The sequence below is a fragment of the Streptomyces sp. NBC_01013 genome, from assembly GCF_045162765.1.
Taxonomy (GTDB): Bacteria; Actinomycetota; Actinomycetes; order Streptomycetales; family Streptomycetaceae; genus Streptomyces.
In genome coordinates this window covers 5,921,535-5,948,053 of sequence record NZ_CP108687.1, presented here as the reverse complement: position 1 = coordinate 5,948,053, position 26,519 = coordinate 5,921,535, and the positions used below count along the sequence as shown (strand labels likewise).

At 71.9% G+C, this 26,519-nt stretch carries 25 protein-coding genes and 1 pseudogene; 16 read left to right on the top strand and 10 right to left on the bottom strand.

The features are described from left to right. Positions 1-11: 11 nt before the first annotated feature. Positions 12-2,213, bottom strand: a complete 2,202-nt coding sequence (locus OG538_RS25885; protein WP_406097457.1) for an acyl-CoA dehydrogenase — start codon at positions 2,211-2,213, stop codon at positions 12-14. A gap of 262 nt (positions 2,214-2,475) precedes the next feature. Between OG538_RS25885 and OG538_RS25880 the strand changes: the two genes are divergently transcribed. Continuing rightward, the gene (locus OG538_RS25880) at positions 2,476-4,287 is read left to right on the top strand and encodes an MFS transporter (RefSeq protein ID WP_406097455.1); all 1,812 of its coding nucleotides are present in this window, start codon (positions 2,476-2,478) and stop codon (positions 4,285-4,287) included. Here the strand turns inward: OG538_RS25880 and pepE are convergent. Then, on the bottom strand, positions 4,250-4,978 hold the full coding sequence (gene pepE, locus OG538_RS25875; protein ID WP_406097453.1) for a dipeptidase PepE: 729 nt from the start codon (positions 4,976-4,978) through the stop codon (positions 4,250-4,252). The genes OG538_RS25880 and pepE overlap by 38 nt on opposite strands. A 96-nt stretch (positions 4,979-5,074) precedes the next feature. After that, positions 5,075-5,284, bottom strand: a pseudogene (locus tag OG538_RS25870) (IclR family transcriptional regulator); the annotation flags it as partial. A 192-nt stretch (positions 5,285-5,476) separates the two neighbouring features. Between OG538_RS25870 and OG538_RS25865 the strand changes: the two are divergent. The 6 genes from OG538_RS25865 (at position 5,477) to OG538_RS25840 (ending at position 10,454) form a co-directional block, all read left to right on the top strand. After that, positions 5,477-6,121, top strand: a complete 645-nt coding sequence (locus tag OG538_RS25865; protein WP_406097451.1) for a class I SAM-dependent methyltransferase — start codon at positions 5,477-5,479, stop codon at positions 6,119-6,121. 41 nt (positions 6,122-6,162) lie between these two features. After that, positions 6,163-7,104 carry an N-acetylmuramoyl-L-alanine amidase gene (locus OG538_RS25860; RefSeq protein WP_406097449.1) on the top strand — a complete coding sequence of 314 codons (942 nt, stop codon included), beginning with the start codon at positions 6,163-6,165 and terminating at the stop codon, positions 7,102-7,104. 219 nt (positions 7,105-7,323) lie between these two features. Continuing rightward, positions 7,324-8,100 (top strand): DUF5336 domain-containing protein, encoded by a 777-nt coding sequence (locus OG538_RS25855; RefSeq protein WP_406097447.1) that lies wholly within the window; start codon positions 7,324-7,326, stop codon positions 8,098-8,100. Between the two features lie 119 nt (positions 8,101-8,219). Beyond that, positions 8,220-9,230: an LLM class F420-dependent oxidoreductase gene (locus OG538_RS25850; RefSeq protein WP_406097445.1), complete on the top strand. Its 1,011-nt coding sequence runs from the start codon at positions 8,220-8,222 to the stop codon at positions 9,228-9,230. A 53-nt stretch (positions 9,231-9,283) separates the two neighbouring features. Then, positions 9,284-9,496, top strand: coding sequence for a hypothetical protein (locus tag OG538_RS25845; protein WP_406097443.1), 213 nt, complete (start codon positions 9,284-9,286; stop codon positions 9,494-9,496). 226 nt (positions 9,497-9,722) lie between these two features. Beyond that, on the top strand, positions 9,723-10,454 hold the full coding sequence (locus OG538_RS25840; RefSeq protein ID WP_406097441.1) for an alpha/beta fold hydrolase: 732 nt from the start codon (positions 9,723-9,725) through the stop codon (positions 10,452-10,454). A 126-nt stretch (positions 10,455-10,580) separates the two neighbouring features. Here the strand turns inward: OG538_RS25840 and OG538_RS25835 are convergent, their stop codons facing one another. The 3 genes from OG538_RS25835 to OG538_RS25825 all read right to left on the bottom strand — a co-directional run bounded on the left by OG538_RS25835 (position 10,581) and on the right by OG538_RS25825 (position 13,127). Then, positions 10,581-11,618: a PHP domain-containing protein gene (locus OG538_RS25835; protein WP_406100299.1), complete on the bottom strand. Its 1,038-nt coding sequence runs from the start codon at positions 11,616-11,618 to the stop codon at positions 10,581-10,583. 102 nt (positions 11,619-11,720) lie between these two features. Then, positions 11,721-12,500, bottom strand: a complete 780-nt coding sequence (locus OG538_RS25830) for a maleylpyruvate isomerase family mycothiol-dependent enzyme (RefSeq protein ID WP_406097439.1) — start codon at positions 12,498-12,500, stop codon at positions 11,721-11,723. A 75-nt stretch (positions 12,501-12,575) separates the two neighbouring features. Continuing rightward, positions 12,576-13,127 (bottom strand): hypothetical protein, encoded by a 552-nt coding sequence (locus tag OG538_RS25825; protein WP_406097437.1) that lies wholly within the window; start codon positions 13,125-13,127, stop codon positions 12,576-12,578. A 141-nt stretch (positions 13,128-13,268) separates the two neighbouring features. On the opposite strand from OG538_RS25825, the gene OG538_RS25820 reads away from it, so the two are divergent. Further along, positions 13,269-13,559, top strand: a complete 291-nt coding sequence (locus OG538_RS25820; protein ID WP_406097435.1) for a hypothetical protein — start codon at positions 13,269-13,271, stop codon at positions 13,557-13,559. Positions 13,560-13,647: 88 nt separating this feature from the next. Here the strand turns inward: OG538_RS25820 and OG538_RS25815 are convergent, their stop codons facing one another. From OG538_RS25815 to OG538_RS25805, 3 genes are all read right to left on the bottom strand, one after another. Then, positions 13,648-14,721, bottom strand: a complete 1,074-nt coding sequence (locus tag OG538_RS25815; RefSeq protein ID WP_406097433.1) for a prenyltransferase — start codon at positions 14,719-14,721, stop codon at positions 13,648-13,650. Further along, positions 14,718-15,485: a class I SAM-dependent methyltransferase gene (locus tag OG538_RS25810; protein WP_406097431.1), complete on the bottom strand. Its 768-nt coding sequence runs from the start codon at positions 15,483-15,485 to the stop codon at positions 14,718-14,720. Before OG538_RS25810 ends, OG538_RS25815 begins: the two co-directional genes overlap by 4 nt. A gap of 69 nt (positions 15,486-15,554) precedes the next feature. Next, the gene (locus tag OG538_RS25805) at positions 15,555-16,889 is read right to left on the bottom strand and encodes a glycosyltransferase family 4 protein (RefSeq protein ID WP_406097429.1); all 1,335 of its coding nucleotides are present in this window, start codon (positions 16,887-16,889) and stop codon (positions 15,555-15,557) included. A gap of 389 nt (positions 16,890-17,278) precedes the next feature. On the opposite strand from OG538_RS25805, the gene OG538_RS25800 reads away from it, so the two are divergent. From OG538_RS25800 to OG538_RS25770, 7 genes are all read left to right on the top strand, one after another. Next, positions 17,279-17,890: a TetR family transcriptional regulator gene (locus tag OG538_RS25800; RefSeq protein ID WP_406097427.1), complete on the top strand. Its 612-nt coding sequence runs from the start codon at positions 17,279-17,281 to the stop codon at positions 17,888-17,890. Positions 17,891-18,040: 150 nt separating this feature from the next. Continuing rightward, a complete protein-coding gene (locus OG538_RS25795) occupies positions 18,041-19,309 on the top strand; it encodes a substrate-binding domain-containing protein (protein ID WP_406097426.1) in 1,269 nt (422 codons plus the stop codon). A 3-nt stretch (positions 19,310-19,312) separates the two neighbouring features. After that, entirely contained in the window at positions 19,313-20,107 is a 795-nt protein-coding gene (locus OG538_RS25790; RefSeq protein ID WP_406097424.1) for an ABC transporter ATP-binding protein, read from the top strand. Further along, positions 20,107-20,850 (top strand): ABC transporter ATP-binding protein, encoded by a 744-nt coding sequence (locus OG538_RS25785; RefSeq protein ID WP_406097422.1) that lies wholly within the window; start codon positions 20,107-20,109, stop codon positions 20,848-20,850. The genes OG538_RS25790 and OG538_RS25785 overlap by 1 nt, the downstream gene beginning before the upstream one ends. After that, positions 20,850-21,737: a branched-chain amino acid ABC transporter permease gene (locus OG538_RS25780; RefSeq protein WP_406097420.1), complete on the top strand. Its 888-nt coding sequence runs from the start codon at positions 20,850-20,852 to the stop codon at positions 21,735-21,737. The genes OG538_RS25785 and OG538_RS25780 overlap by 1 nt, the downstream gene beginning before the upstream one ends. Then, the gene (locus tag OG538_RS25775; RefSeq protein WP_406097418.1) at positions 21,734-22,843 is read left to right on the top strand and encodes a branched-chain amino acid ABC transporter permease; all 1,110 of its coding nucleotides are present in this window, start codon (positions 21,734-21,736) and stop codon (positions 22,841-22,843) included. Before OG538_RS25780 ends, OG538_RS25775 begins: the two co-directional genes overlap by 4 nt. Beyond that, entirely contained in the window at positions 22,840-23,724 is an 885-nt protein-coding gene (locus tag OG538_RS25770; protein WP_406097416.1) for an alpha/beta fold hydrolase, read from the top strand. The genes OG538_RS25775 and OG538_RS25770 overlap by 4 nt, the downstream gene beginning before the upstream one ends. Positions 23,725-23,775: 51 nt before the next feature. Here OG538_RS25770 and OG538_RS25765 read toward each other — a convergent pair whose 3' ends face one another. Continuing rightward, positions 23,776-25,251 carry a PHB depolymerase family esterase gene (locus OG538_RS25765; protein WP_406097414.1) on the bottom strand — a complete coding sequence of 492 codons (1,476 nt, stop codon included), beginning with the start codon at positions 25,249-25,251 and terminating at the stop codon, positions 23,776-23,778. Positions 25,252-25,494: 243 nt separating this feature from the next. Here OG538_RS25765 and OG538_RS25760 point away from each other — a divergent pair, with 243 nt between their 5' ends. Further along, positions 25,495-26,481: an aldo/keto reductase gene (locus OG538_RS25760; protein ID WP_406100298.1), complete on the top strand. Its 987-nt coding sequence runs from the start codon at positions 25,495-25,497 to the stop codon at positions 26,479-26,481. Positions 26,482-26,519: the final 38 nt, after the last annotated feature.

Genomic DNA, 26,519 nt, shown 5'->3' with positions numbered 1-26,519 from the left:
AGGGTGTCCTCTCAGTCCCGCGGCAGGCCGAGGATGCGCTCGGCGACGACATTGAGCTGAACCTGGGTGGTGCCGCCCGCGATGGTGAGGCAGCGGGACATCAGGAAGCCGTGCACCGCCCGCTCCCCCGCCCCTTCGCAGACCGACCCGTCCGGTCCGAGGAGTTCGAGGGTGAGTTCGGCGACCTTCTGCTGGTGGAGCGTCTGGACGAGCTTGCGTACGGAGGCACCCGCGCCCGGCTCCAGTCCTGAGACCTGCTGGAGGGTGGTGCGCAGTCCGATGCAGGCCAGCGCGTGGGCCTCGGCGGCCAGTGCCCCGAGCCGGGCCCGGCAGGCGCCGTCGAGCCCTTCGGCACGTTCGATCAGGGCTTCCAGCCCGGTGTCGAAGGCCACCTGGTCGGCCATGTGGACTCGTTCGTTGCCCAGGGTGTTGCGGGCGACCTGCCAGCCGCCGGCGGGCTCGCCGACAAGGGCGTCGTGGGGCAGCAGGACGTCGTCGAAGTACACCTCGTTGAAGAGGGAGTCGCCGGTGATCTCCTTCAGCGGGCGGATGTCGATGCCCTCGGTGTTCTTCATGTCCACGAGGAAGTAGCCGAGCCCCTGGTGCTTGGGGGCGTCGGGGTCGGTCCTGGCGAGCAGGATTCCGTGGTCGGCCCACTGGGCAGCGCTCGTCCACACCTTCTGGCCGTTGATCCGCCAGCCTTCGGGGGTCCGTTCGGCGCGGGTGCGCAGTGAGGCGAGGTCGGAGCCGGCGCCGGGTTCGGAGAACAGCTGGCACCACAGGAGTTCGCCGCGCAGGGTGGGCAGGAGGTAGCGCTCCTGCTGCTCGGCGGTCCCGTGCGCGATCAGGGAGGGCACCACCCAGGTGGCGATCCCCAGGTCGCTCAGCTTCACGCCTTGTTCGCGCAACTCCTGCTGGACGGCCAGTTGTTGTACGGGGCCGGCACCGAGCCCGTAGGGCTTCGGCAGATGCGGGGCCGCATAGCCGGTGGGGGCGAGCGCGCGGCGGGCGGCTCTCGGGTCGAGGCCGTGGGCGGCGGTGACGGCCACGCGGGCCGCCGAGCGGTGCGCGGCCGCCTGCGCGGGGAGTTCCAGGGTGAGCTCGCGGCGCGCACCGCCTGTGGCCAGGCGGACGGCCCGCTGGCGGTGTTCGTCCCCGGCGCCCAGCAGTTGGCGCGCCACCAGGGCGCGGCGCAGGTACAGGTGCGCGTCGTGCTCCCAGGTGAAGCCGATGCCGCCGAGGATCTGGATGGCGTCCTTGGCGCAGCCGAACGCGGCGTCCAGGGCCGTCGCCGCGGCAAGCGCGGCAGCCAGGCCCCGTACCTCCTCCGGCTCACCGGCCGCCCGGGCGGCGTCCCAGACCAGGGCGCGCGCCTGCTCGACGCGTACCAGCATGTCGGCGCACAGGTGCTTGACGCCCTGGAACTGCCCGATGGGGCGGCCGAACTGTTCGCGGACCTTGGCGTGTTCGGTGGCGGTGTCCAGCGAGCGGGCCGCGGTGCCGCAGGCCTCGGCGGCGAGGAGGACGGCGGCGAGGTCGCGGACGAGGCCGGAGTCGGTGCGCAGGGCGCGGCCGGCCGGGACCAGGACGCCGTCGGCGCGGACCTCGGCCGTGGGGCGGGTGGGGTCCGCGCCGCGGTGAGGGCGCACGGTGAGGCCCGGCGCTGCGGCGTCCACGGCGAACCAGCGCAGGCCGGTGGCCGAGGCGGCCGGGAGCAGGAGCAGGTCGGCCTCGGCGCCGGAGAGCACCGGCGGCGGCTCACCGTCCAGGAGGTGGCCGTCCTCGCGCTCGACGGCGGTGAGGGTTCCGGGGGCGAGCGCGACGGCCCCGATGCGGGTACCGGCCGCCAGCTCACACACCAACTCGTTCGCCGGCCCACCGGAGCCCGAGACGTGCCGGACGGCCTCGTTCAGGACGGCCGAGGCGAGGGCGCTCGCCAGGAACGGGCCCGGCAGTGCGGCCCGGCCCGCCTCTTCGAGGACGACGGCCAGGTCGAGGAGATCGCCGCCCCCGCCTCCGTACCTCTCGGGCAGATGGATGCCGAGCAGACCCTGCTCCGCGAGGCCGTCCCAGTACGCGGGGCGTGCGCCGGGGGCGGCGGGGGCGACCGCATCGAGCAGTTTGCGGATTTCCCCGGCCGGTACGGCGCGTAGCAGCCATCCCCGCACGGCCTGTGCGAGCTCCCTGTGTTCTTCGGTGATTCCGATGCCCATGCGGATCCTCGCCGGTCGCAGCCACTGGAACGGCGCAAGAGTAGAACACGTTCCAATCTGACGGAAGGTCAGATGAGCGCCGACTTACGACCGGGCCGGAAACCCGGCAGGCCGCCTTGACCTGTTCTTGCCCTATTCACCGGAATACCCCGGACGTCGGGAAGGTTTCACCCTGCACGTACTTGGCGGTCAGCGCTGTCCGCCGCAGGGACCGCACACCCGCCCCCGCCCCTCCCTCTCCTGCTGCCCGGAGGCCGCACGCATGCCACAGACGACGCACGAGAAGCCCGCCGTGGAGCTTCCTGATCCACGGACACCGAAGGGGGGGCGCGGGATCGTCCCCGTGCTCGCCTTCGCGGGCATCACCGTCGCAGTGATGCAGACCCTGCTCGTCCCCGTCATCAAGGACCTGCCCGCCCTTCTGAACACGGACCCGTCCAACGCGACCTGGGTGATGACGGCGACCCTGCTCGCCGGAGCCGTGGCCACCCCGATCATGGGACGGCTCGGAGACCTCAACGGCAAGCGGAAGATGCTGCTGGCCAGTCTTGCCGTGATGGTGATCGGCTCGCTGATATGCGCGTTCACCGACGACCTCGTGATCATGATCGTGGGCCGTGCGCTCCAGGGCTTCGCCATGGGCGCCATCCCGCTGGGCATCGGGATCATGCGCGACGAGCTACCGCGCGAGAAGCTCGGCTCGGCGATGGCCCTGATGAGCTCCTCGATCGGGGTGGGCGGCGGACTCGCGCTGCCCGCCGCCGCCTTGGTCGCCCAGCACGCCGACTGGCACACCCTCTTCTTCGGCTCGGCCGGTCTCGGCGTGCTCGCCATGGGTCTGACCGTGCTCGCGGTGCCGGAGACCTCGCTGCGCGCACCGGGACGGTTCGACGTCACGGGCGCACTGGGCCTCTCGCTCGGCCTGGTCCTCCTGCTGCTGCCGATCACCAAGGGCAGCGACTGGGGCTGGACCTCCCCCACCACGCTCGGCCTGCTCGCCGCCGCCGTGGTGGTCCTCGTACTCTGGGGCGTCTTCGAGCTCCGCAACGACGCGCCACTGGTCGATCTGCGGACCACCGCCCGGCGCGAGGTGCTGCTCACCAACCTCGCCTCGATCATGGTCGGGGTCGCCTTCTACGCCGTCTCGCTGGTCCTCCCGCAGCTGCTCCAGCTTCCGACGTCCACCGGTTACGGACTCGGCCAGTCCATGGTGGTCGCCGGGCTGTGCGTGGCCCCGCTCGGTCTGACGATGATGTTCGTCGCCCCGCTGTACGCGCGGATCTCCGCCCGGTACGGCCCCAAGGTGTCCCTGATGATCGGCATGCTGGTCATCGCGATCGGTTACGGGGCCGGGCTCGGCCTGATGAGTGCCGCCTGGCAGACCGTCGTGATCGCGGTGCTGCTCGGAGCCGGTATCGGACTCGCGTACTCCTCGCTGCCCGCGCTGATCATCGGGGCGGTCGACGCCTCGGAGACGGGAGCGGCCAACGGGCTGAACACCCTGATGCGCTCGATCGGCACCTCGGTGTCGAGCGCGGTGATCGGCATGGTGCTGGCGAACACCTCGGTGCAGAGGGGGCCGGTCGCGGTGCCCAGCATGGAGGGCTTCCGGACCTCGTTCATGATCGCGACGGGCGCGGTGCTGGTCGGCCTCGTCCTGGCGGCATTCCTGCCGTCGCCGCGCAAGGCCGCCGCGCCGGTACTACTGGCGAGCAGCGCGGCCGACGCCGCCGCACGCGAGGCCGGTCAGCCGTTGCCCGCCGTCCCGCACCCGCATCCCGGCTCCGACGGGTTCCGCGGCCGCGTGACGGAGGCGGACGGGACGCCGGTGGCCGGTGCCAATGTGACCCTGATCGACCGGCACGGCCGGCAGGCCGGGCTCACCACGACGGACGCGGCGGGCCACTACGCGCTCGCCGCCCCCGGCCACGGCAGTTTCGTCCTGGCCGGATCGGCCGCCGGATACGCGCCGCGGGCCCGCCCCGCGTCGTACCCGGCGGACGGGCCGCGGGCCGAGACCGATCTGGTGCTGACGGTCACCGCACCGGAGCGTCGAACCGCGGCGCGGTCGTGAGCAGATGAGAGACGTCCGTCCCCGCCGGAAGTTCCTGCGGCTGCGCGCCACGGGTGAACAGCCGGGCGGGGCGGGCGCCCTGGACCCGGGCCTGGCGCCCGTTGACGCGCAGCCATGATCCCTCGCGCAGACCGAGTACGGGGACGTCGTTCTCCTCCAGAAACTCGGTGAGCCGCTCCTCACGGGTCTCACCCTTGTGGGTGCTGTCCGGGTCGGGGTCCAGGTAGTGCGGGTTGATCTGGAACGGGACGAGGCCGAGCGTCTCGAAGGACGGCGGCTGCACGATGGGCATGTCGTTGGTCGTGCGGAGGGTGGGCGCCGCCATGTTCGTCCCCGCGCTGGCCCCCATGTACGGGAGCCCCTCGCGCACCGCCTCGATGACGGCGCTCCGCAGACCGGTCCGGTAGAGCGCGCTCAGCAGCCGGAAGGAGTTGCCGCCACCGATGAACACGGCGTCGGACGCGGCGAGTTCGGCGACCGGGTCGGCGTTCTCGTGGACGCCGCGGACGCTGATCCCCGCCGGTCCGAGGGCGTCGCGGACGCGGGAGGTGTACGTGGCGTAGTCGGCGAGGGCGTACGGCACGAAGGCCAGACGGGCGCCGGAGGGCAGGAACCCGGTGACCGTGTCGAGGGCGTGTTCCAGGTAACCGCAGCCGTACTGGGTGGAGTTGGAGAGCAGGAGCAGATTCACGGGGTTCCTTTTGGGGCTTCTCTTCGGATCAGGTCGTGCGGGTGCGGCGGACCCGGCGCCGGCTCAGGTCGTGCGGGTGGGCAGCCCGGTGCCGCGTCACGTCGCCCGGGTGCGGCGGGCCTTGGGCTTCGGGCGCTGCGGCGGACGGGTGAGGCGCTTCTCCAGCAGTTCTGCGGCCTGCCGCAGCGCGTCGAGGCGGTTCTCGGGAGCGCCCTCGAACCACTCCTTCGCACCCCCCCGGGCTGAGGCTTCCGTACGGTTCGCCCGCCCGAGGACAACCGGTACGGCGACGGTCGCGATGCCGGTGCCGTCCGGCCAATGTGCACATAACGGGAAATAGTTGCGCTCAACGCTATCCGATCCCGTATCTGCTCTCAGCACCCCCTCCCCGTCCGGCGTCCCTCTCCCGCAGCCGCACACCCCCGCCGACGCGGTCGGCGGGGGTGTGCGGCACGATGGGGCGCCGTCGAAGCACCCCGTCCCACCAGGAGGAACCCCGTGGCCGCCGAGCCCAAGCCGGAGATTCTCGCCGCGTTCCAGGCCGCCAAGGGCTTCATGCCGGTGGTCGAGGGTCTCGCGCTGTACGCCGCCGCCGCCGAGGCGGCCGCGCTCGGTCTGCCGCTGCTGGAGGTGGGCACGTACTGCGGGCGCTCCACGATCCTGCTCGCCGACGCGGCGCGTGCGGCGGGGGTGACGGCTCTCACCGTCGACCACCACCGGGGCAGCGAGGAGCAGCAGCCCGGCTGGGAGTACCACGACCCGACGGTGGTGGACCCCGAGGTGGGCCGGATGGACACGCTGCCCACGTTCCGCCGGACGCTGCACGCAGCCGGCCTGGAGGAGCACGTGGTGGCCCTCGTGGGGCGCTCCCCGCAAGTGGCGGCCGTCTGGGGCGGCCGGCTCGGCCTCGTCTTCATCGACGGCGGTCACACCGACGAGCACGCGAACGGCGACTACGAGGGCTGGGCCCCGCATGTCGCCGAGGGCGGGCTGCTGGTGATCCACGACGTGTTCCCCGACCCGGCGCACGGCGGCCAGGCCCCGTACCGGGTGTATCTGCGGGCACTGGCCTCGGGGGCGTTCACCGAGATCTCCGTCACGGATTCGCTGCGGGTCCTGCGGCGTACCGGCGTGGGAATCTGAGCACCCCGGACACCGCATGGGCACCCGGATAGCATCGCCGGGTGCGTCACGACGAGAGCCTTCCCCCCACCCACCGCCGCCCCGCCCTGTCCGCCGCCGCGGCGCTCACCGCGCTGTCGCTGGGCGTCGCCGGCTGCGGCGGCGGTGGCGCCGCACAGGCGCAGCCCGGGAAGGGCGGCGATGCGGCCCCTTCCTCGGCTGCCGCGTCCGCCCCCGCCGCCCCCGCGACGCCGTCACCGGTGCGTACGTCACCGTCCCCGTCGAGGAAGCCCACGCCCCCCTCGCCGTCCTCGCGGGACACGGTGTCCGGGCCGCTGTCCGGAAAAACGGTGGTCATCGACCCGGGGCACAATCCGCGCAACCACCTGCACACCGCCGAGATCAACCGCCAGGTGGACATCGGCACCACGCACAAGGAGTGCGACACCACCGGCACCTCCACCAACTCCGGCTACGCGGAGGCCTCGTTCACGCTCGATGTCTCACACCGGCTGCGCACGCTGCTCCAGGCGCAGGGCGCGAGGGTCGTCCTGACCTACGACGGCGACCGCGCGTACGGGCCCTGCGTCGACGAGCGGGCCCGGATCGGGAACAAGGCCGGTGCGGACGCGGTCGTTTCGGTTCACGCCGACGGTTCGGCGGTCGGCAACCGCGGCTTCCATGTGATTCTTCCTGCAGCGGTGCGCGGCGGTGGCGCGGACACTTCGACGATCGTGGGTCCCTCGCGCGATCTGGGTACCCGGATCGCCGGACTCTTCGTGCGCGCTACCGGAAGTGCGCCTTCCAATTACATCGGCGGCAATACCGGCTTGGACACCCGCAAGGATCTCGGTGGACTTAATTTGTCGACCGTGCCCAAAGTCTTCATCGAATGCGGCAATATGCGTGATCCGAAGGATGCCGCCCTGCTCACCAGCGCGGGCTGGCGCCAGAAGGCGGCCCAGGGCATCGCGGACGGCATCAGCAGCTACCTCAAGGGGTAGTAAGAGGTGGTTCTGCGATGAATTCGGGAGGATGCCCGCCCAAGGACCGGGCAGGGACACAACCCGCCCGGGCAGACGATAGATTCATCCGTACGATGGGGGGCCGCTCCCGAGCTTCGCGCCGTACCCGCCGTACCGGTGGCAGCGACGACCGCCCCGACGAGACGACCGACTAAGGACCTTCACGTGAATATCCGCTCCCTCACTCGAGGCGATGGCGTGGTGATCGGAGCAGCGGTCGTGCTGTTCATCGCCTCTTTCCTCGACTACTTCGACTACGGAAGCACCAGCGTCGACGCACCGAACTCCTGGGATTCCCTGGGCAACGCGATCGGTGTCTACATGGTCGGGGTGATCGGTGCCGCACTCATCGTGCTGTCACGTTCGCAGCCCCAGCCGCGCAAGGTCGCCGGTCTCGACCTCGCTCAGTTCGGTGTCGCCGCAACGGTGTTCACCGCATGGAGCCTCTTCTGGACCATCATCGACCTGGGCCAGATCGACGCCGGAGCCGGCCTGATCCTCGGCCTGATCGCCTCCCTGGCGCTGGCCGCGGGCGCGGTCGCCTCCCCGCTGCTTCCGGCCCTCAAGGCCCCGCTGGCGGGCGCCCCGAAGCCGCAGGCCGTGCACCCGCCGTACGGTGGCCAGCCGAACCAGGGCTACGGCTACCCGGGTGCCCAGCAGCCGCCCTACGGCGGTCAGCCGCAGGGCCAGGCGCCGGCGTTCGGCGGTCAGCCGCAGGCCGGCCAGCCCGACCCGCAGCAGGCCCAGGCGCCCGCCCAGCAGGCCGCCCCGGCCGGGGACTTCACCCCGTTCTGGTTCGCGGTGCCGGTGGCCCGCCCGCTGTACGGCGAGGACGGATCGCCGTCCCCGATCGCCGAACTGGCGCCGGGCACCTGGTACCTCGCGGTGGAGCAGAGCGGCTCGGGCCTCATCGCCCAGACGCAGGACGGCCGTCGCGGTGTGCTCCAGGACACCACGGGCATCCAGCGCGGCTGACCCGACGGTTCACGCCACGCACCACCGACAGCGGCCCTCCGCCCCTTCCGGGCGGAGGGCCGCTGCCGTACCCTCCGACTAGTTCTGATGCATCGTCAGCAAAGGTGGGAGGCGGCGGAATGCGGCTCGGACTGGCTCTCGGATACTGGGGCCGCGGCCCGAACCCGGCCCATCTCGATCTCGCCCGCGAGGCCGAGGAGCTGGGCTATGCGTCGGTGTGGACGGCGGAGGCCTGGGGTTCGGACGCCTTCACCCCGCTGACCTGGATCGCCGCCCACACCTCCCGTATCGGGCTGGGCACCGCCATCGCGCAGATGTCGGCCCGCACCCCGACCGCGACCGCGATGCACGCCCTGACCCTGGACCACCTCTCCGGCGGCCGGATGATGCTGGGCCTCGGGCTGTCGGGGCCCCAGGTCGTGGAGGGCTGGTACGGGCGGCCGTTCCCCGCCAGTCCGCTCACCGCCACCCGCGAGTACGTCGATGTGGTCCGTCAGGTGCTGCGCCGCGAGGCACCCGTCACCCTGGACGGCCGCTTCCACTCCCATCCGTACAACGGCCCGGACGCCACCGGCCTCGGCAAGCCGCTGAAGCCGATCACACATCCGCTGCGCGCCGGGCTCCCGGTGCTGCTGGGCGCGGAGGGGCCGAAGAACATCGCCCAGACCACCAGGATCGCGGACGGCTGGCTGCCGCTGTACTGGTCGCCGCTGCGCACCGATGTGTACGAGGCCTCACTGAGCGGCCTCCCCGAGGGGTTCATGATCGCGCCGATGGCCCGTGCGCAGGTCTGCGACGATGTCGCGGAGGGGCTGCTGCCGGTGAAGGCGATGCTCGGCTTCTACATCGGCGGCATGGGCGCGGCGGCGCGCAACTTCCACGCGGACCTGATGGCCAGGATGGGGTTCGAGGAGGAGGCGCGGCGGATCCAGCAGTTGTTCCTGGAGGGGCGGAAGGAAGAAGCGGTGATGGCCGTTCCGGATGCCTTCGCCGACGAGATCTCGCTGGTCGGCCCCCGCGAACGCATCGCGGAGCGGCTTGAGTTGTGGCGGAAGGGGCCGGTGACCGACCTCCTGGTGACGGCGCCGGACCAGCGGACCCTGCGGGTGCTGGCGGAGCTCAACCACTAGATGATCAATTCCGAGGGGCAGTGATCGTATGAAGTCAGCGAACGGAGGGTGTCTTGTCCGGTGTGATCGTTGCGCCAGATCACGACGGCCAGCGCGAGTATGCGCTGCATAACGCGGGCGATGACACCGCGGGGTGTGCACCCTCGGTGCTGTTCGAGGTCGAGCTGCCCCTTGAAAGTCTCGCTGACCGACTCGATGACCTGCCGCAACGGCTTGAACAGGGATCCGCCGGGTCGCTGCCGTTCGCCCTTGCGGGTCGGCCGTAGCAACTGGGGTCCTTGCTAGGCGAGTTCTTGTTCGAAGTCGCGGCCGGAGTGAGGGTGTCGGCTGTTCGTCACACAACGATCTTGGACGCCCTCATTCTCGTCTCCGCAGGCATGTGACTGAGCGCCACACACTTGGCCGTTTCGGAACCTTTTGGGATCTTTCTTGATCGCGAGGAAGATCCCGCCGGTAGAGTCGGCGTGAGGACCGTGTCACCTGGGGGGACTGATGACGGCAGCGGATGCAGTGCCCATAGTCTTCGTTCACGGGACGCGCTTCAGCGCGGGACAGTGGAGCATGCAGCTTGCCGCACTCGGGGACGAATTCCCGGCAGTCGCCATCGACCTGCCCGGCCACGGGGAGCGCTCGGCTCAGCCCTGGAGCCTGAGCACTGCGACGGAGATCATCGCTTCCGCGGTGGACTCGCTCGACCGCGGGCCGGCTCTGGTCGTCGGGCACTCGCTCGGCGGATATGCCTCGCTGGAGTTCGCGCGGCGCTGTCCGGAACGACTGCGCGGGCTGATCCTCGCGGGAGCCAGTGCCTCCACCCGCGGCCTCTGGGCAGCACCCTATCGGTGGGTCGCCAGGCTGGTCCCTCATATGCCTGCGGATCGCCTGGCCCAGTGGAACGACCGGTTGCTGCGGCGGCTCTACCCACGGGAAGTGGTGGAGGCGACCATCCGTTCCGGCTACGCCTTCCATACCCTGCCGGCAGCCTGGGACGAGGTTCTCGGACGCTTCGACGCGGGTGCGATGCGTGATGTGAAGGCTCCGGTCCTCATCCTGAACGGCGAGAAGGACGCCGTCTTCCGGGCCGGGGAAGCGGACTTCGCCCGCGCGCATCCGCATGCTCGCGTCGAATTGATCCCGCGGGCACGGCACCTCGCGAACTTCGACGATCCAGATGCCTTCACCGACGCCGTCCGCCGCTTCGCCCGCCAGCTCCCTGCCTTCAGCTGAGCGCGCCGCAGCCGGGATCACCCAGCACCCCTGAACCCCTTGACAGTGACCGCGCACTCAGCCTGCCAAATGGGTCATGTGCCGGCCAACTGTGATGCACAGTCGCAAGACGCCCCTTGAAATTGATCATCCAGCGGACACGGGCAGCCGTCCCTCGCGGGTCCAGCCGAGCAACTCGTCCGCCGTCCACGTCGTGACGACACGCCCCGCGGGGACCCCGCACTCCTCGGCGCGGGCGCAGCCGTGGATCTGCCAGTCGAGCTGGCCGGGCGCGTGCGCGTCGGTGTCGACGGCGAACAGCGTGCCCGCCTCCACGGCTCGACGCAGCAGCCGCCGGGGCGGGTCGAGCCGCTCCGGCCGGCTGTTGATCTCCACCGCCGTACCCGACTCGGCGCAGGCGGCGAAGACCTCGTCCGCGTCGAACTGCGACTCGGGGCGGCCCCGGCCGGTGACCAGGCGCCCGGTGCAGTGTCCGAGGACGTTCGCCTGCGGGTGGCGGACCGCGGCGACCATGCGCCGGGTCATCGGGCCGGGGTCCATGCGCAGCTTGGAGTGCACGGACACCACGACCAGGTCCAGCCGTTCCAGGAGCTCCTCCTCCTGGTCGAGGGTGCCGTCGAGGTGAATGTCGCACTCGATGCCGGTCAGCAGCCGGAACGGGGCCCAGCGCTCGTTGAGTTCGGCCACCTCGTCGAGTTGCCGCCGCAGCCGCTCGGGAGAGAGTCCGCCCGCGACGGTCAGCCGGGGCGAGTGGTCGGTCAGCACCGCCCAGTCGTGCCCGAGCTCCGCCGCCGTACGGCCCATCTCCTCGATCGGGCTGCCGCCGTCCGACCAGTCGGAGTGCAGGTGGCAGTCGCCGCGCAGCAGAGCGAGCAGCCGTTCACCGCCCTCGGCGAGGGGGCCGCTCTGCGCGGTCTCCGCCTCCAGCCGCTCCAGATAGGCGGGCGTCTGCCCGGCGACCGCCTCGCGGACGACCTGGGCGGTGCGGGGGCCGATGCCCTTGACCCGTTCAAGGGAGCCGTCGGTCACCCGCTGGACGGCCTCGCCCTCGCCCATCGCCGCCACCGTGCGGGCGGCCGTGCGGAAGGCTTGGACGCGGTAGGTGTCGGACCTGCCCCGCTCCAGCAGGAAGGCGATCCGCTCCAGGGCACGGACCGGGTCCATCGGCACCTCCTGGCTGGACGGGACGAGCTGCCCATCCAGCTTGACCCAGCCCCGCCAGGCCCGCACACGGGCCGCTCCCGCCACCCGGCCCCGCCGCCCCGGTCAGCCGAAGGAGGACCGGGCCAGCCAGAAGTCCAGCAGCTCCGCCTCGCCCAGCAGCTCGACCCGGTCGCTGTCAGGGGCCAGGCGGCGGTTGAAGACCAGCATCAGGTCGGTGAGCGGTCCCCGCAGCGCCACCGTCGCCTTCCCGTGCGCGCGGCGCCAGGTGAAGCCGTCCTCGTCGAACTCGACGATCCACTCGGCGTCCGGCACGTCGGTGGCGTGCAGATGGATGGAGCGGCCCGCCCCGCGCAGCTCCGCGGCCTCCGCATCGCCCTCGGCCTGGGCGCCGGCCACGATGTCCAGCCATTCGTCGATGGTGTCCGCGGCCAGTTCGGGCGACATGGTGTACGGCACCTTCGCGGTCAGGGCCGCGTCCGCCAGGTGGACGACCGTCTCGATCGCCATCCGCCGCGCCCAGAAGCCCGCGCTCCGGTCCCGGCCGTACCAGGACCAGACCTTCAGCCCCGGGCCCGCCTTCCGCAGCACCTCGGCGGTCCCGGCGGCCCCGTCCGCCAGCCAGGCGTCGAGCACGGCGGGGTCGTCGCCGTCCGGCGTGAAGGCCGGCACCTGCTCTTCCCCGAGCGCCTCGGTGGCCCGGGTGCGGACGATCTCACCGGCCCAGCGGTGGGCGCCGCCCAGGTGGACGGCGAGTTCGCGCAGCGTCCACGCCGGGCAGGTGGGGACGGTCGCCTCAAGGTCCGCGCCGTTGATCGCGGACCTCAACTCCTGGGTCAGCCGAATGATTTCGTCGCAGTAGCGCTCATGTGAAAGGGATGCCATGCCCGCACCCTAAGGGCTGTCCCGAATTACTGCCGGGACAGCCCTCAGTGCTGCCACGATCCCTCTCACATGCGGTTATCCGCCGAGCTGCGAGGTGGACGGAACCGTGTCCTTCACCTCGGCGCCCGCACTCTTCCCGGCGTCCTTGACGCTGTTGATGACGCCCTCGAACACACCGACGTCCCCGTCGCCCACCTCGCCCTTGCGGAGCTTGGTGGCCATGCCCTTGAGCGATGCGATGCCCGCGGTCAGCGGGGCGACGGCCTTCGACAGCAGCGGGTCGCCCTTGGCGTTGTCGGAGGCGGCCTTGAGCCGGTTGTAGGCGAAGCCGCCCGCGAGCCCCGCCTTGACGAGTGCGAAGGTCCGCCCGTCCGCACCCTTCTTGAACTTCCCGGCGCGGTACGGCTTGACGATCCACTGGTACGTGGCGCCCGCCGCGAGCCCCGCGTTGGCGACGAACCGCGCCTTGGCGAACTTCTGCGCCTCGGCCGACGACGTGCCGGTGGGCGACGCCGAGCTGCTCGCCCCGCCGGTGTCGTCACCCCCGCACGCGGTGGCACCCACCAGTACGGAGCACGACAGCACCAAAGCCACGAGCAGTCTGCGGAGCGGTTCGGAACGGGGCACGGCGGGCCTCCCTGACCGGGGACATCACGGTGGGCGCCGGCACCCGGCACTCCCCCGCAAGGCTGGGTCCGGCGGTCCCGCTCCGCCACCTCGGGACCGCCGTCCGGGTTTCACCGGGCGGAAAGCGGCAACCTGGAATCCATGTCCTACAGCAGAGGCAAGGGAAGCAGCACCGCAGCACGTGTCATAGCCGTGGTGGCCGACATCATGGCTTTCATCATCGGCCTGTGGATCCTCATGTACCTGCTCGACGCCAACCGGGGCAACGACCTGGTGGAATTCGTGCAGCACAGCGCCCGGTGGCTCGCAGGCTGGTCGTACGACCTGTTCACGTTCGACGCGGCGTGGGCCAGGGTCGTCGCCGGATACGGACTCGCCGCCGTCGTGTACCTGTTCGTCGGTCACGCGGTCGCCGGTCGCATCAGGCACTGAGAAGCGCCGAGGAGGGGCGGGCTCGGCCCGCGGCCGCCCTCCTGTGCCGGGCGGGCTCGGACCGGCCGGCACAGGAGGGCGGCCGGTCTCAACCGCAGCAGTCCGGCTCCAGCCCCTTCGGCAGCCGTTCCCCGCCGAAGACCGCAGTGGTCGCCTCGTCCCCCCCGAGCGCGGCCACCGCCAGCAGGAGCGAGCCGGCGGTCCACGCCGTGTGCTCCTCGGGCCAGAACGCCCGGTTGCCCTCGAAGACGTACCCCGTCCAGTACAACCCGCCCTCGGCCCGCAGGTGCTGGATGGACTGGAGGATCTCCAGGGCCCGGTCGGACTCGCCCATCACCCACAGGGCCAGGGCGAGTTCGCAGCTCTCACCGCCGGTCACCCACGGGTTGGGCAGCACGCAGCGCACGCCGAGGTCCGGGACGACGAAGCGGTCCCAGCCCTCCTCGATCCGCTGCTTGGCCGCGGGTCCGCTGAGCGCGCCGCCGAGGACCGGGTAGTACCAGTCCATCGAGTAGTGGCTCTTGTCGAGGAAGCGCTCCGGGTGGCGGCGGATCGCATGTCCCAGCGCCCCGGTCGCCAACTCCCAGTCGGGCTGCGGCTCTTCGCGGCTCTCGGCGAGAGCGAGCGCACAGCGCAGCGCCTGATGGATGGAGGAGGAGCCGGTCAGCAGCGCGTCCGTCACCGGGGTGCCGTCGGCCTCCCGCTTCCAGCCGATCTGCCCGCCGGGCTGCTGGAGCTTCAGGACGAACTCGACGGCGGCGTAGACCGTCGGCCACATCCGGTCGACGAACGCGTCGTCGCCGGTGGCGAGGTAGTGGTGCCAGACGCCGACGGCCACATAGGCGCAGAAGTTGGTCTCCAGACCGCGGTCGGTCGGCTGCTGCGGGTCGCCGTCGTGGTAGGCCGCGTACCAGGAACCGTCCTCGTTCTGGTGGCGGGCGAGCCACTCGTAGGCGCGTGCCGCGGCGGCGTGCTCGCCGGCCGCGTCCAGCGCCATGGCTGCCTCGGTGTGGTCCCACGGGTCGAGGTGGTGGCCGCGGAACCACGGAATGGCCCCGTCGTCGCGCTGTACGGCGAGCACCGCGGCGACGGTCTCGGCTGCCTCTCCGGCGGTGAGCACCCCGGGCAGGACGAGGTGTTCGGTCTGCTCGGGAAGACTCACGCCTCGGCCTTGGCGGAATCGTCGGCCGGGGCGGCGGCCGCGGCGGTGGGCAGGTGCGGCTTGGTCGCGTAGGCCACGAAGCTCTTGCCGACGACCGGGTTGAGCAGCTGCTCGGCGACCCGCGTCGCCATCGGCTTCTTCATGATGTCCCAGACCAGCAGCTTGTGGTACGCCCGTACCGGCAGCGCCTTGTCGTTGTCCACCCCGAAGGCGCACTTGAGCCACCAGTAGGGCGAGTGCAGGGCGTGCGCGTGGTGGGTGCCGTACGGCTTGAGGCCGGCGCCGCGGATCTTGCCCAGCAGCTCGTCGGCCTTGTAGATGCGGATGTGGCCGCCCTCCACCTCGTGGTAGGCGTCGGAGAGCGTCCAGCAGACCTTCTCGGGGCCGTAACGCGGCACGGTGATCGCGATCCGGCCGCCGGGCCTGAGGACCCGGACCATCTCGGCGAGCACGCCCTTGTCGTCCGGGATGTGTTCCATGACCTCGGAGATGATCACGACGTCGAAGGACTCGTCGGGGAACGGCAGGTTGAGCGCGTCGCCCTCCATCGCGGTGGCGGTGGCACCCTCGGGCGCCTCCCCGGCCTCCTTCATCGCGGCGAACCACTTCGCGACCTCGCGGATCTCCTCGCCGTTCTGGTCGAGAGCCACGACCTGGGCGCCGCGCCGGTAGCACTCGAAGGCGTGGCGTCCGGCGCCGCAGCCCAGGTCGAGCACTCGGTCGCCTGCGGCGAGCGGGAAGCGGGTGAAGTCCACGGTCAGCACGAATGCCTGCTTTCGCGGTCGAGGTGTCGGGAGGGGAGAACGGAGGTCAGCGGATCGGGAAGCGGGGGGTCACCGTCGGCCGCCGGGGCCGGTGGCGGCGCGGGCCGCGATCGACTCCCGGTAGAGGGCGGCGGTGCCGATCGCCGCCTGCTTCCAGGTGAACCGGGCCAGCACCCGTGCGCGGCCCGCAGCCCCGAGCCGCGCACGCAGCTCCGGGTCGCCGAGCAGCCGGCCGAGCGCGTCGGCCAGGGCCCCGGCATCGGCGGGCGGGACGGCCAGACAGGTCTCGCCGTCCGGGCCCGCGACCTCGGGGATCGCACCGCCGGTGGTGGCGACGAGCGGGGTGCCGGTGGCCATGGCCTCGGCGGCGGGCAGCGAGAAGCCCTCGTACAGCGAGGGGACGCAGGCGATCTGGGCGCTGCGCACCAGGTCGACGAGTTCGGTGTCGCTGATGCCCTTGACGAACTCGACGGCGTCCCCGAGGCCGTGCCGCTCGATGGCCTGGGCGACCGGCCCGTCCTCGGCGCGGCGGCCGACGACCACGAGGTGCGCCGCCGGGTTGTCGGTACGGAGCTTGGCCAGTGCGTCGACGAGGTGGACGAGGCCCTTGAGCGGGACATCGGCGCTGGACGTGGTGACGATCCGGCCGGGCACCTCGGCGACGGCGGGGTCGGGCGACCACAGGTCCGTGTCGGCGCCGATGTGCACCACGTGGACACGCCCGGGCCGCACACCGAGGTGGTCGACGATCTCCTGCTTGGAGGAGCCCGAGACGGTGAGGACGGAGGGCAGCTTGCGCGCGACCCGCTTCTGCATGCGGGTGAAGGCGTACCAGCGGCGTACGGAGGCGCGGCGGCGACGGGTCGGGGCGGCGTCCAGGTCGAGCTGCCGGTCGACGGTGATGGGGTGGTGGATCGTGGTGACGAGTGGGGCGCCGAGGTCGCCGAGGAGCCCGTAGCCGAGCGTCTGGTTGTCGTGGATGACATCGAACTCGCCGCGCCGGGCCGCGAGATGGCGCCGGACGCGCAGGCTGAAGGTGAGCGGTTCGGGGAAGCCGCCGGTCCACATGGTGGCGACCTCGGCGGCATCGATCCAGTCCCGGTACTCGCCCCGCTTCGGGGTGCGGAACGGGTCGGGCTGCCGGTAGAGGTCCAGACTCGGCAGCTCGGTGAGCGGGACGCCTTCGTCGAGCACGGGGTAGGGCTGGGCGCCGATCACCTCGACGCTGTGGCCGAGGCGGGCGAGCTCCCGGGCGAGGTGGCGTACGTAGACGCCCTGGCCGCCGCAGAAGGGGTTGCCCTTGTAGGTGAGGAGCGCGATGCGCAGGGGCCGGTCGCCGGCCGCGCCCGTGTCCGACGTATCGACGCCCGTACGGGGGCCCGACTCTATGGCCTCAGCGGTCACACTCGGCCCCCTTCTCACTGCGTGTTCGCCGGAGCGTAACCGCTCGCGCTAATCTAGAACAAGTTACAGACCGACCGGCACATGGAGGGCGGCGTCGCGGGGCCGGTCACGCACATCTGCGGCGTTGTCGTCAATCATCATGGCTCCGCCATGACTCGATCCTCCGCCTTGCAGCTGCACGTGACCGGCCCCGCTCCTCCACCCGTCCCCCTGTGCCGGTCGGTCTCCGACTGGATCGTTCAATGAGCTACGAATCTACCGGCAGGTAGCAACGGTGCAACGGCCGGATCAGGTGATTCGCGCCACGGCACACACCCTGGCATGCTGTGCGCCGCCGGACCGGCCGCCGCAGCCTCGCGGCCGCGGAGAGAAGCCTCGGGATGGGACACATGACAGCGGAAGCCAGACCGGCATCGCCGCCCCTGACGGAACGCCAGGAGGCACGCCGCCGCCGCATCCTGCACGCCAGCGCCCAGCTCGCCAGCAGGGGTGGTTTCGAGGCCGTCCAGATGCGCGAGGTGGCGGAGGCCGCCGGGGTGGCCCTGGGCACCCTGTACCGCTACTTCCCGTCCAAGGTCCATCTGCTGGTCGCCACCATGCAGGACCAGCTCCAGCACATGCACGGGACGCTCCGCAAACGGCCTCCGACCGGGAACGACGCGGCGGAGCGGGTCGCCGACACGCTGATGCGCGCCTTCCGCGCGATGCAGCGCGAACCGCATCTGGCGGACGCGATGGTGCGCGCGCTGACCTTCGCGGACCGCAGCGTGAGCCCCGAGGTGGACACGGTCTCGCGGCTCACGACGGCGATCATCCTGGACGCGATGGGGCTCGACCACCCGACGCCCGAGCAGCTTTCGGCCGTCCGGGTCATCGAGCACACCTGGCACTCGGCACTGATCACCTGGCTGTCGGGCCGGGCGTCGATCGCGCAGGTGAAGATAGACATCGAGACGGTCTGCCGGCTGATCGACCTGACGGCGCAGGAACCGGCGGGCTGAGCGCTCGGGGCGCCCGCCCCCCGACCTCTGCCTATGGAGCGCACCCACATGGCTCCCGGGTCAGGTGGGGTCCCCTGCACCATATCGACGACGGCACGGTGTTCATACGGTTCGGCGACATCACAGGAACACGCCGAGGAGCCGGTCACCATGCGTCGCAGAGCCAGCAGATCCCGTACAGGCACCCGCAGCACCGTCCAGCACAGGTCCCTGTCAGCCGTCACCGTACTGGCCGTCGCCGGTCTGCTGCTGACCGGCTGCACCGCCGCCGGCACGGCGGGCGGCTCCGGGTCCGACGGGTCCGGGAAGTCCGCCGGGGACGCGCCCGTGAAGGTCGGCCTGGTCTACTCCCGGACCGGGCTCCTCGCGGACTACGGGAAGCAGTACCGCGACGGCTTCATGGCGGGCCTGGACTACGCCACCAAGGGCACCGGAAAGGTCGCCGGCCACCGCATCGAGGTCGCCGAGCAGGACGACGCGGGCGATCCCGGCAAGGCCGTCTCCGCGGCGAAGAACCTGATCGGCAAGGGCTACAAGGTGCTGGCCGGCACCACCGACTCCGGTGTCGCCCTCCAGATGGCGCCGCTCGCCGCACAGAACAAGGTGCTGTACGTCAGCGGCCCGGCAGCCACCGACGCGGTGACCGGCATCAACGACTTCACGTTCCGCTCGGGCCGCCAGTCCTACCAGGACATCCTGACGGCGGGCGCGATGCTGGGCGATGCCAAGGGCAAGAAGGTCACGGTCCTCGCCCAGGACTCCACCTTCGGCCAGGCCAACGTCGCAGCCGTGAAGGCGGTGCTCGGAGCGAAGGGCGCGAAGGTGGGCTCCGTGATGGCGCCGCCCAGCGCGACGGACCTGACACCGTTCGCCCGGCAGGTCAAGGCCGGCGGGCCGGATCTGGTCTTCGTCGCCTGGGCCGGTTCCACCGCCCCGGCCCTGTGGACCGCGCTGGACCAGCAGGGCGTGCTGGGCGCGGGCAAGGTGGTCACCGGCCTGGCGGGAACCGCCTCGTACCCGGTATTCGGAGCTGCCGGCTCCAAGGTGTCGTTCCTGGCGCACTACTTCCCGGGCGCGGGTGGCGGCAACGCCGTGGAGAAGGCGATGCTCGACTCGGTGACCGGGGCGGGTGGCACCCCCGACCTGTTCACCCCTGACGGCTTCACCGCGGCCCAGATGATCGTGCACGCCGTGGCCGAGGGCAGCGCCACCGACCCGGCCGCGATGGTGAAGGCCCTGGAGGGCTGGACCTTCGAGGGTCCCAAGGGCAAGCAGCAGGTCCGGGCCGAGGACCACGCGCTGTTGCAGCCGATGTTCGTGGCCCGGCTGACCGGCAAGGGCGCAGCCGCGAAGCCGGAACTGCTGGACACCGAGGCACCGGACACCGTGGCACCGCCCGCGAAGCCCTCGGCGGGCTGAACCGTGACCGCACCTCACCCCCTCGGGCACCGGGACGGTGGCCCGGGGGACCCGGCGACGCCCGTGCTGCGGCTGGACGGGATCGGCTGGAGCGTCGGCGGCGCGACCATCGTCCAGGACATCTCCCTGAGCGTCCGCGAAGGCGAGTTCCTCGCCTTCATCGGCCCCAACGGGGCCGGCAAGACCTCCCTGTTCAACCTGATCAGCGGTCTGACCCTGCCCACCGCGGGCACGATCGCGCTGGACGGCGCGGACATGACGGACCGGCCCGCACACGTCCGGGCCCGGCGGGGCATCGGCCGGACGTTCCAGACGTCCAGCCTCTGGCCCGCGATGACGGTCGCCGACCACGTCCGGCTGGCCGCGCAGGCCGCCCGGGGCGGCTCGTACCGCCTCTGGCGGCGGGCCGACCCGTACACCGCCGAGGTGGCCGGTGTCCTGGAGCGCACCGGCCTCGGCCACCGGGCCGGGGCGACGGCAGCCGAACTGTCGCACGGCGAGAAGCGGAAGCTGGAGCTCGCCGTGCTGCTGGTGGGCGAGCCGCGGCTGATGCTGCTCGACGAGCCGATGGCCGGGGTGAGCGCCGAGGAGGTCCCGGCGCTGACCGAACTGATCCGCACCCTGCACCGGGAAGAGGGCCGCACGGTCCTCATGGTCGAGCACCACATGGACGTCCTTTTGGGCCTCGCGGACCGGCTCGCCGTGATGCACCACGGCCGGCTGCTCGCCCTGGACACGCCCGAGGCCGTGACCGCCGATCCCACCGTGCAGCAGGCCTACCTCGGGGAGGGACTGTGATGACGGAGCAACCCCTGCTCGACGTGAGGGATCTGCGGGTCCTGATCGGCGGCCGCCACATCCTGCACGGCGTCGACCTGGACGTCGCGGCCCACGGTGTGACCGCGCTGCTCGGCCGCAACGGGGCCGGGAAGACCACGACCGTACGGGGCGTCCTCGGTCTCGTCCCACGCAGCGGCAGCGTCCGCCTCGACGGCGAGGAGACCGTGGCACTGCCCACGCACGCGCTGGTACGGCGCGGGATCGGCTACGCCCCCGAGGACCGCGGCATCTTCGCCGGCCTGACCGTCGCGGAGAACCTGCGGCTGGCCGAGCGGCGCGGCGCGGGCGAGCCCGCGTACGCCCTGGTCCATGAGCTGTTCCCCGAACTGAAACAGCGGGCCCGGCAGGCGGCCGGCACGCTGTCCGGCGGTCAGCAGCAGATGGTCGCCATCGGGCGCACCCTGCTCAACGCCAACCGGCTGATCATCGCGGACGAACCCACCAAGGGCCTGGCGCCGAGGGTGGTCACCGAGGTGGCGCAGGTGCTGGAGCGGGCCGCCGAGGCGGTGCCGGTGCTGCTCGTGGAACAGAACCTCGCCGTCGTACGGCGACTGGCCGCGCACTGTGTGGTGCTGGCCGACGGACGGACCGCCCACCGGGGCCCGGCGGACGCGCTGCTCGGCGACGCGGAGGCTGCCCGCAGGCTGCTCGGCGTGGGCCACGGCCCGCTGACCCCTCACACCGCGGAGGCGGATTCCTGATGTCCACCCTCGTCCTGCTCACTCTGACCGGTCTCGGTCTGGGAGCCCTCTACTTCCTCATCGCGTCCGGACTCTCGCTGATCTTCGGCCTGATGGACGTCCTCAACTTCGCCCACGGTGCGCTGCTGTCCATCGGCGCGTACGGCACGTGGTGGGCGGCGTCCGGGAATCTGCCCGGCGCGGGGCCGGGGGGCGCCGGTTTCGTCCTCGCGGTCCTGTTCGGTACGGCGGTGGGCACCGCGGCCGCCGTACTCCTCGAACTCGCCGTCGTCCGCCCGCTGTACACCCGTCCGCGCGAGCAGGTGCTCGCCACGGTCGGGGTGGGGCTCGCCGTCCCGGCGCTGCTGTCGGGCATCTGGGGCTCGGACGCCCGGACCTTCCCCGGGCCCGAAGCCCTTTCCGGCACCTTCGGGCTGCTGGGCGCGCAGGTCCCCGTCAACCGGCTGGTGCTGATCGCGGCGGCCGTCGTGGTCCTGGTGGCGCTGCGGCTCTTCCTCGGCCGGACCCGGCACGGCCTCGTCGTCAGGGCGGGCGTCGAGGACCGGGCGATGGTCACCGCGCTCGGCATCGACGTCCGCAAGGCGTTCACGCTCGTCTTCGCGATCGGCGGCTCGGCCGCGGCCCTGGGCGGGGCGCTCGGCGGGCTGTACTTCGGCTCGGTCGACCCCCGCCAGGGCACCTCGCTGCTGATCTTCGCGTTCGTCGTCGTGGTCACCGGCGGCATGGGCTCGGTGACCGGCGCCGCCGTGGCGTCCGTCGTCATCGGCCTGGTCCAGCAGTTCGCCAACTACTACACCGCGGCGGGTCTCGGTGATCTGGCGGTCGTCGTCCTGCTCGCCGCGCTGCTGCTGATCCGCCCGCGCGGACTGACGGGGAGGCTCGCGTGAGCACCGCCACCGAGACACACGACCGCACCCAGGGCCCCGTGGCCCCGATACGGACGACCGGCACGCCTCGGCTGCTGCGCTGGTGGCCGGCCGCCGTGCTGCTGGTCCTCGCCGTCGCGCCGTTCAGTGCCGTGCCGGTGCCGGGCCTGCTGGACGGGCCGCTCGGCAGCGCGGGCAGCCTCCAACTCCTGGCCACGTGCCTGTTGTTCGGCGCGCTGGCCACGGGATACGACCTGCTGCTCGGGCGCACCGGACTGCTCTCGTTCGGCCACGCGCTCTACTTCGCGGCGGGCAGTTACGCCACCAACATGTTCCTGCTGGAGGCGGGGCTGCCCTTCGCCCTCGCCGCGTTCCTCGGTCTGCTCTTCGGGACGGCACTGGCCCTGGTGCTGGGGTCGGTGAGCCTGCGCGTCACCGGGATCGGCTTCTCCATGGTGACCCTCGCCTTCGCCCAGGCGGGCTCGATCCTGGTGTCCCGCAACCCCGGTGGCGTCACCGGCGGCGAGGAGGGCCGGGCGGCGCCGGCGGACCTGCTGCCCTCCTGGCTCGTCGGTATCGACCACACCGCGAACCTCTACTGGATCGCGCTCGCCTACCTCGTCCTCACTCTGGCCGTCGTGACCTGGGCGGTCCGCTCCCCCACGGGACGCGTCTGGGAGGGCATCAAGGAGAACGAGCGCCGGGTGGAGGTGCTGGGGCTGAAGCCGTACGGCTTCAAGCTGACGGCCTTCGTCGTCGCGGGCGCGCTCGCCGCGCTCGGCGGCATCGTGCACCTGCTCCTGACCGGTGGTTCCACGCCCCAGACCACCACGTCCGACTTCACGCTGTCGCTGCTGGTGATGGTGGTGCTGGGCGGCTCGGGCACCCGCTGGGGGCCGATGGTCGGCGGCATCCTCTACACCTGGGCGGACCACCGGCTCGGCGACCTGGCCGGCTCGGGCGCGGTCGCCGATCTGCCCGCGGTGCTCCGCGTCCCGCTCTCCCAGCCGCTGTTCCTGCTGGGCGTGCTGTTCGTGGCCGTGGTACATCTGCTGCCGGGCGGGCTTGCCCGGTTGCCGTCCCGACTCAGGACTGTCCTGCACCGGAAGGAGACCGGAAACCAGTGACTCCGTACGAGGAGATCGAAGTCCCCGTGAACGGGGGCCAGTTGGCCGCACTGCGCTGGCCGGCCACCGATCCACAGGCGCCGACGGTCGTGGCGCTGCACGGCATCACGGCCAACGCGCTCTCCTGGGGCCCGGTGGCCCGGCTGCTGGCCGGCCGCGTCACGCTCATCGCCCCCGATCTGCGGGGCAGGGCACGGAGTTCGGGTCTCCCCGGTCCGTACGGCATCGCCACGCACGCGGACGACATCGCCGCCCTGACCGAGGCCCTGGGCCTGGGACGGGTGGTGCTGGCCGGCCACTCGATGGGCGCGTTCGTGGCGGCGCTGGCCGCGGTGCGCCACCCCGACCGCTTCGGCCCGCTGCTGCTCGTCGACGGCGGCATCGGCTTCCCCGCGCCCACGCATCTGACGCCCGACGAGCTGCTGACGGCGGTGATCGGCCCGGCGATGGACCGTCTGTCGATGACGTTCACGGACCGGGCCGCCTATCGCGCCTTCTGGCAGGCGCACCCGGCGTTCGCCGGTGCGTGGTCGGACGAGGTGGACGCGTACATCCAGCGTGACCTGACGGGCGAGGAGCCCGTCCTGCGCTCCACGTGCCGGATCGAGGCGATCCGCACGGACGGCGTCGGCCTGTTCGACGAGGAGGTGCTCGACGCCGTACGCAAGCTGCCCGTCGAGGCGACGCTGTTGTGGGCGGCACGGGGCCTGATGGACGAGGAGCAGGGGCTGTACGACGAGAGCCGGCTCGCGATGGCCGGCCTGGGCGGGACCGCGGTGGAGCCGGTGGCGGTGAAGGACGTCAACCACTACACGGTGCTCACGGGCGAGCGGGGCGGGCAGGAGATCGCCGACCGTCTGGTGGCGTACGCGCGGGCCTGACGAGGAGGCCGGGCCGGGCGGTCCCCCGCCGGGCCCGGCCCACCCCACGGGTCAGCCGGTGCAGCCGCTGTCCGCGATCACGAAGTACCCCGCAGGCGACTCCTTCAGGACGTGGGTGACGAAGACGTTGTACAGGCCCATGTTCTGGTTGGAGCCGTTGGCGTACACGTACCCGCCGGTGGTGTGGGCCCTGCCGGCCGTGACGTGCGCGTAGTTGGTGGCGGTGTAGCACTGTGCGGGCGTGCTGCCGCCGGTGGTGGTCGCCGTCACCTGGGCCGATGCGGCGCCGGCCGTGCCCGATCCGTCGACCGCCGCCACGGTGTAGCGGTAGGCGGTCCCGGCGGTCAGGTTCGTGTCCGTGTACGTGGTGGCGGTGGGCGACGCGATCTTCGTGCCGTTGCGGCGGACCTCGTAGGAGGCCGCGCCCTCGACCGCGTTCCAGGACAGGGACGCGGTGGCGGCGGTGGTGCCGGTGACGGTCACACCCGCGGGCGCGGGGAGCTGACCGCCGCCACCGCCGGGGGTCCCGCCGTCCAGGCCCCAGAAGACGCCCGTGTAGTACGTCGAACAGATCGTGGCGAGGAAGTAGGCGGCGGTGCTCCCGCACTGCTGGTCACCCGAGCCGGGGCTCACGGGCAGGCCGTGGCCCATGCCGGAGACGGAGTACGTCTCCACGGCCGGGCTTCCCGAGGCGTCGTCGTAGACGCTGCGGGTGGTGTTCCCGGGGAGGGTGTCGGTGGACGACGGGGTCTGGCCGATGCCCCAGACGTCCGTCCACTGGTCGCGCAGCGCCGTGGCGTTCGCCGGGTACACCGTGTAGTCCGAGGTGCCCTGCCAGATCGCCACTCGGGGCCAGGGCCCGGTGTACCCGGGATAGGCGCCACGGACCTTGTCACCCCACTGCGCGGGGGTCAGCTTCTGCGGGCCCGTCTGGCAGCCCGACGCGGCCGCCTGGCTCGTCGCGCACTGTGCGGGCAGCCCGGAGGCCACCGAGCCGCCCGCGAACACGTCCGGGTAGGCGGCCAGCAGGTCCGCGGTCATGCCGCCGCCCGCCGAGAGACCGGTGACGTACACCCTCCGGCCGTCGGAGCCGTAACTCTGCTTCGCGTACTCGACCATCTGCACGATGGACGCGGCCTCGCCCTTGCCGCGGGTGTCCTCGGCCGGGTCGAACCAGCCGAAGCAGGAGAGGGAGTTGTTCGCGGACGTGGTCTGCGGGAACACGACGGCGAAGCCCCACTTGTCCGCGAACTTCGGCCAGCCGGAGTTGGTGTAGTACGCGTTCGCTGTCTGGGTACAGCCGTGCAGGGCGACGACCAGGGGCGCGTTCGCCGGGAGGCCCGCGGGTGTGTAGGCGTACATCTGCAGGTTGCCGGGGTTGGATCCGAAGCCGGTGACCTGCTGGAGGCCACCGGCAGCGGCGGCCGGCTGCGCGGCGGTGGTGGTGCTCAGCGTCGCCGCGAGCAGGCCGAGGACGGCCGTGGACGCGACGCGGCGGAACAGGCGTTTCATGATCGATGGGCGCACGGGGGCGGCCTCCTTGGTCGGAGAGTGGGGGGTACGAGTTGCTGCCGGAACCTACGAGCAGGGGGCGTCCGCGCCCATGGGACCGGTGGACACTCCCCGGCCCCGGCTGTGTGCGCCGCCGCCCTTGCGTGGCGGCCCGCGCCCTGGACGGCGGGGTCTGGAGGTTGACATGGAGCGCGCTCCAGCATGCAGACTGCACCGCTCGACGCCCGTACCAAGACGGGCTGTTGGGAGGGGAACCCCATGCGTTACCGCACCATCGGCACCGGCCCGCGGACCCGCCGGGAGGTGAGCGTGCTCAGCCTCGGCGCCATGCGAATGGGCACGCTCACCGACGAGGCGACGTCCTTCGCGATCCTGGACCGGTACGCCGAGGCCGGCGGCACCTTCATCGACACGTCCAACAACTACGCGTTCTGGGTCGAGGGCACCCAGGGCGGGGAGAGCGAGCAGCTGCTCGGCCGCTGGCGCCGCAGCCGCGGGGTGGGCGACGAGATCGTCATCGCGACGAAGCTCGGGGGCCGCCCGAACACCCCCAGCAAAGGGTTCTCCCGCGACATCGAGGGCCTGTCCGCCAAGGTGATCCGGGAGTCCGCGGAGCGCAGCCTGGAGAACCTCGGGGTGGACAAGCTGGACCTGCTCTACGCCCACGTCCAGGACCGCGGAATTCCCCTGAGCGAGACGGTCGAGGCCTTCGGGGAACTGGTCGCGGAGGGCACCGTCGGGCTGCTGGGCGTGAGCAACCACTGGGCGTGGCAGGTCGAACGGGCCCGTGCGCTCGCGGCGGCCGCCGGTCTGCCCGGGTACGAGGTGCTCCAGTACCACCACAGCTACCTGCGCCGGCGCACGGACCTTCCGAGTCTGCGCTCCCCGGACGGCCAGGAGGGAGTCATGGCTGGCGACCTGCTGAGCTATCTCCGGTCCGAGCCCTCCCTCGTTCCGGTGGCCTACTCGCCGCTGCTGGGCGGCGCCTACAGCCGTTCGGACCGGCCGCTCGGCCCGGAGTTCGACCACCCGGGAACGCCCGCCCGCCGTGAGGCGCTGCAGGCGGTGGCCGAGGCCACCGGCGCGACCCCCGGTCAGGTGGTGCTGGCCTGGCTCATCGGCGGTGAGGTCCCGGTGGTCCCGCTGGTCGGCGCCTCGTCGGTGGCGCAGCTGGACGAGAGCCTGGCAGCGGTGGACCTGGAGCTGACCGCGGAGCAGCGGGCGGCACTGGACGCCGCGAACTGACGGACCGGGCCGGAGCACACACCATGTACGCCGCCACC

Bases quoted from the DNA above. Each gene is read 5' to 3' on its own strand.
- OG538_RS25780 (WP_406097420.1), top strand. From the start codon at position 20,850: ATGTCCACCCTCGTCCTGCTCACTCTGACCGGTCTCGGTCTGGGAGCC.
- OG538_RS25820 (WP_406097435.1), top strand. From the start codon at position 13,269: ATGTCCTACAGCAGAGGCAAGGGAAGCAGCACCGCAGCACGTGTCATA.
- OG538_RS25880 (WP_406097455.1), top strand. From the start codon at position 2,476: ATGCCACAGACGACGCACGAGAAGCCCGCCGTGGAGCTTCCTGATCCA.
- OG538_RS25795 (WP_406097426.1), top strand. From the start codon at position 18,041: ATGCGTCGCAGAGCCAGCAGATCCCGTACAGGCACCCGCAGCACCGTC.
- OG538_RS25840 (WP_406097441.1), top strand. From the start codon at position 9,723: ATGACGGCAGCGGATGCAGTGCCCATAGTCTTCGTTCACGGGACGCGC.
- OG538_RS25760 (WP_406100298.1), top strand. From the start codon at position 25,495: ATGCGTTACCGCACCATCGGCACCGGCCCGCGGACCCGCCGGGAGGTG.
- OG538_RS25785 (WP_406097422.1), top strand. From the start codon at position 20,107: ATGACGGAGCAACCCCTGCTCGACGTGAGGGATCTGCGGGTCCTGATC.
- OG538_RS25800 (WP_406097427.1), top strand. From the start codon at position 17,279: ATGACAGCGGAAGCCAGACCGGCATCGCCGCCCCTGACGGAACGCCAG.
- OG538_RS25835 (WP_406100299.1), bottom strand. From the start codon at position 11,618: ATGGACCCGGTCCGTGCCCTGGAGCGGATCGCCTTCCTGCTGGAGCGG.
- OG538_RS25830 (WP_406097439.1), bottom strand. From the start codon at position 12,500: ATGGCATCCCTTTCACATGAGCGCTACTGCGACGAAATCATTCGGCTG.
- OG538_RS25850 (WP_406097445.1), top strand. From the start codon at position 8,220: ATGCGGCTCGGACTGGCTCTCGGATACTGGGGCCGCGGCCCGAACCCG.
- OG538_RS25885 (WP_406097457.1), bottom strand. From the start codon at position 2,213: ATGGGCATCGGAATCACCGAAGAACACAGGGAGCTCGCACAGGCCGTG.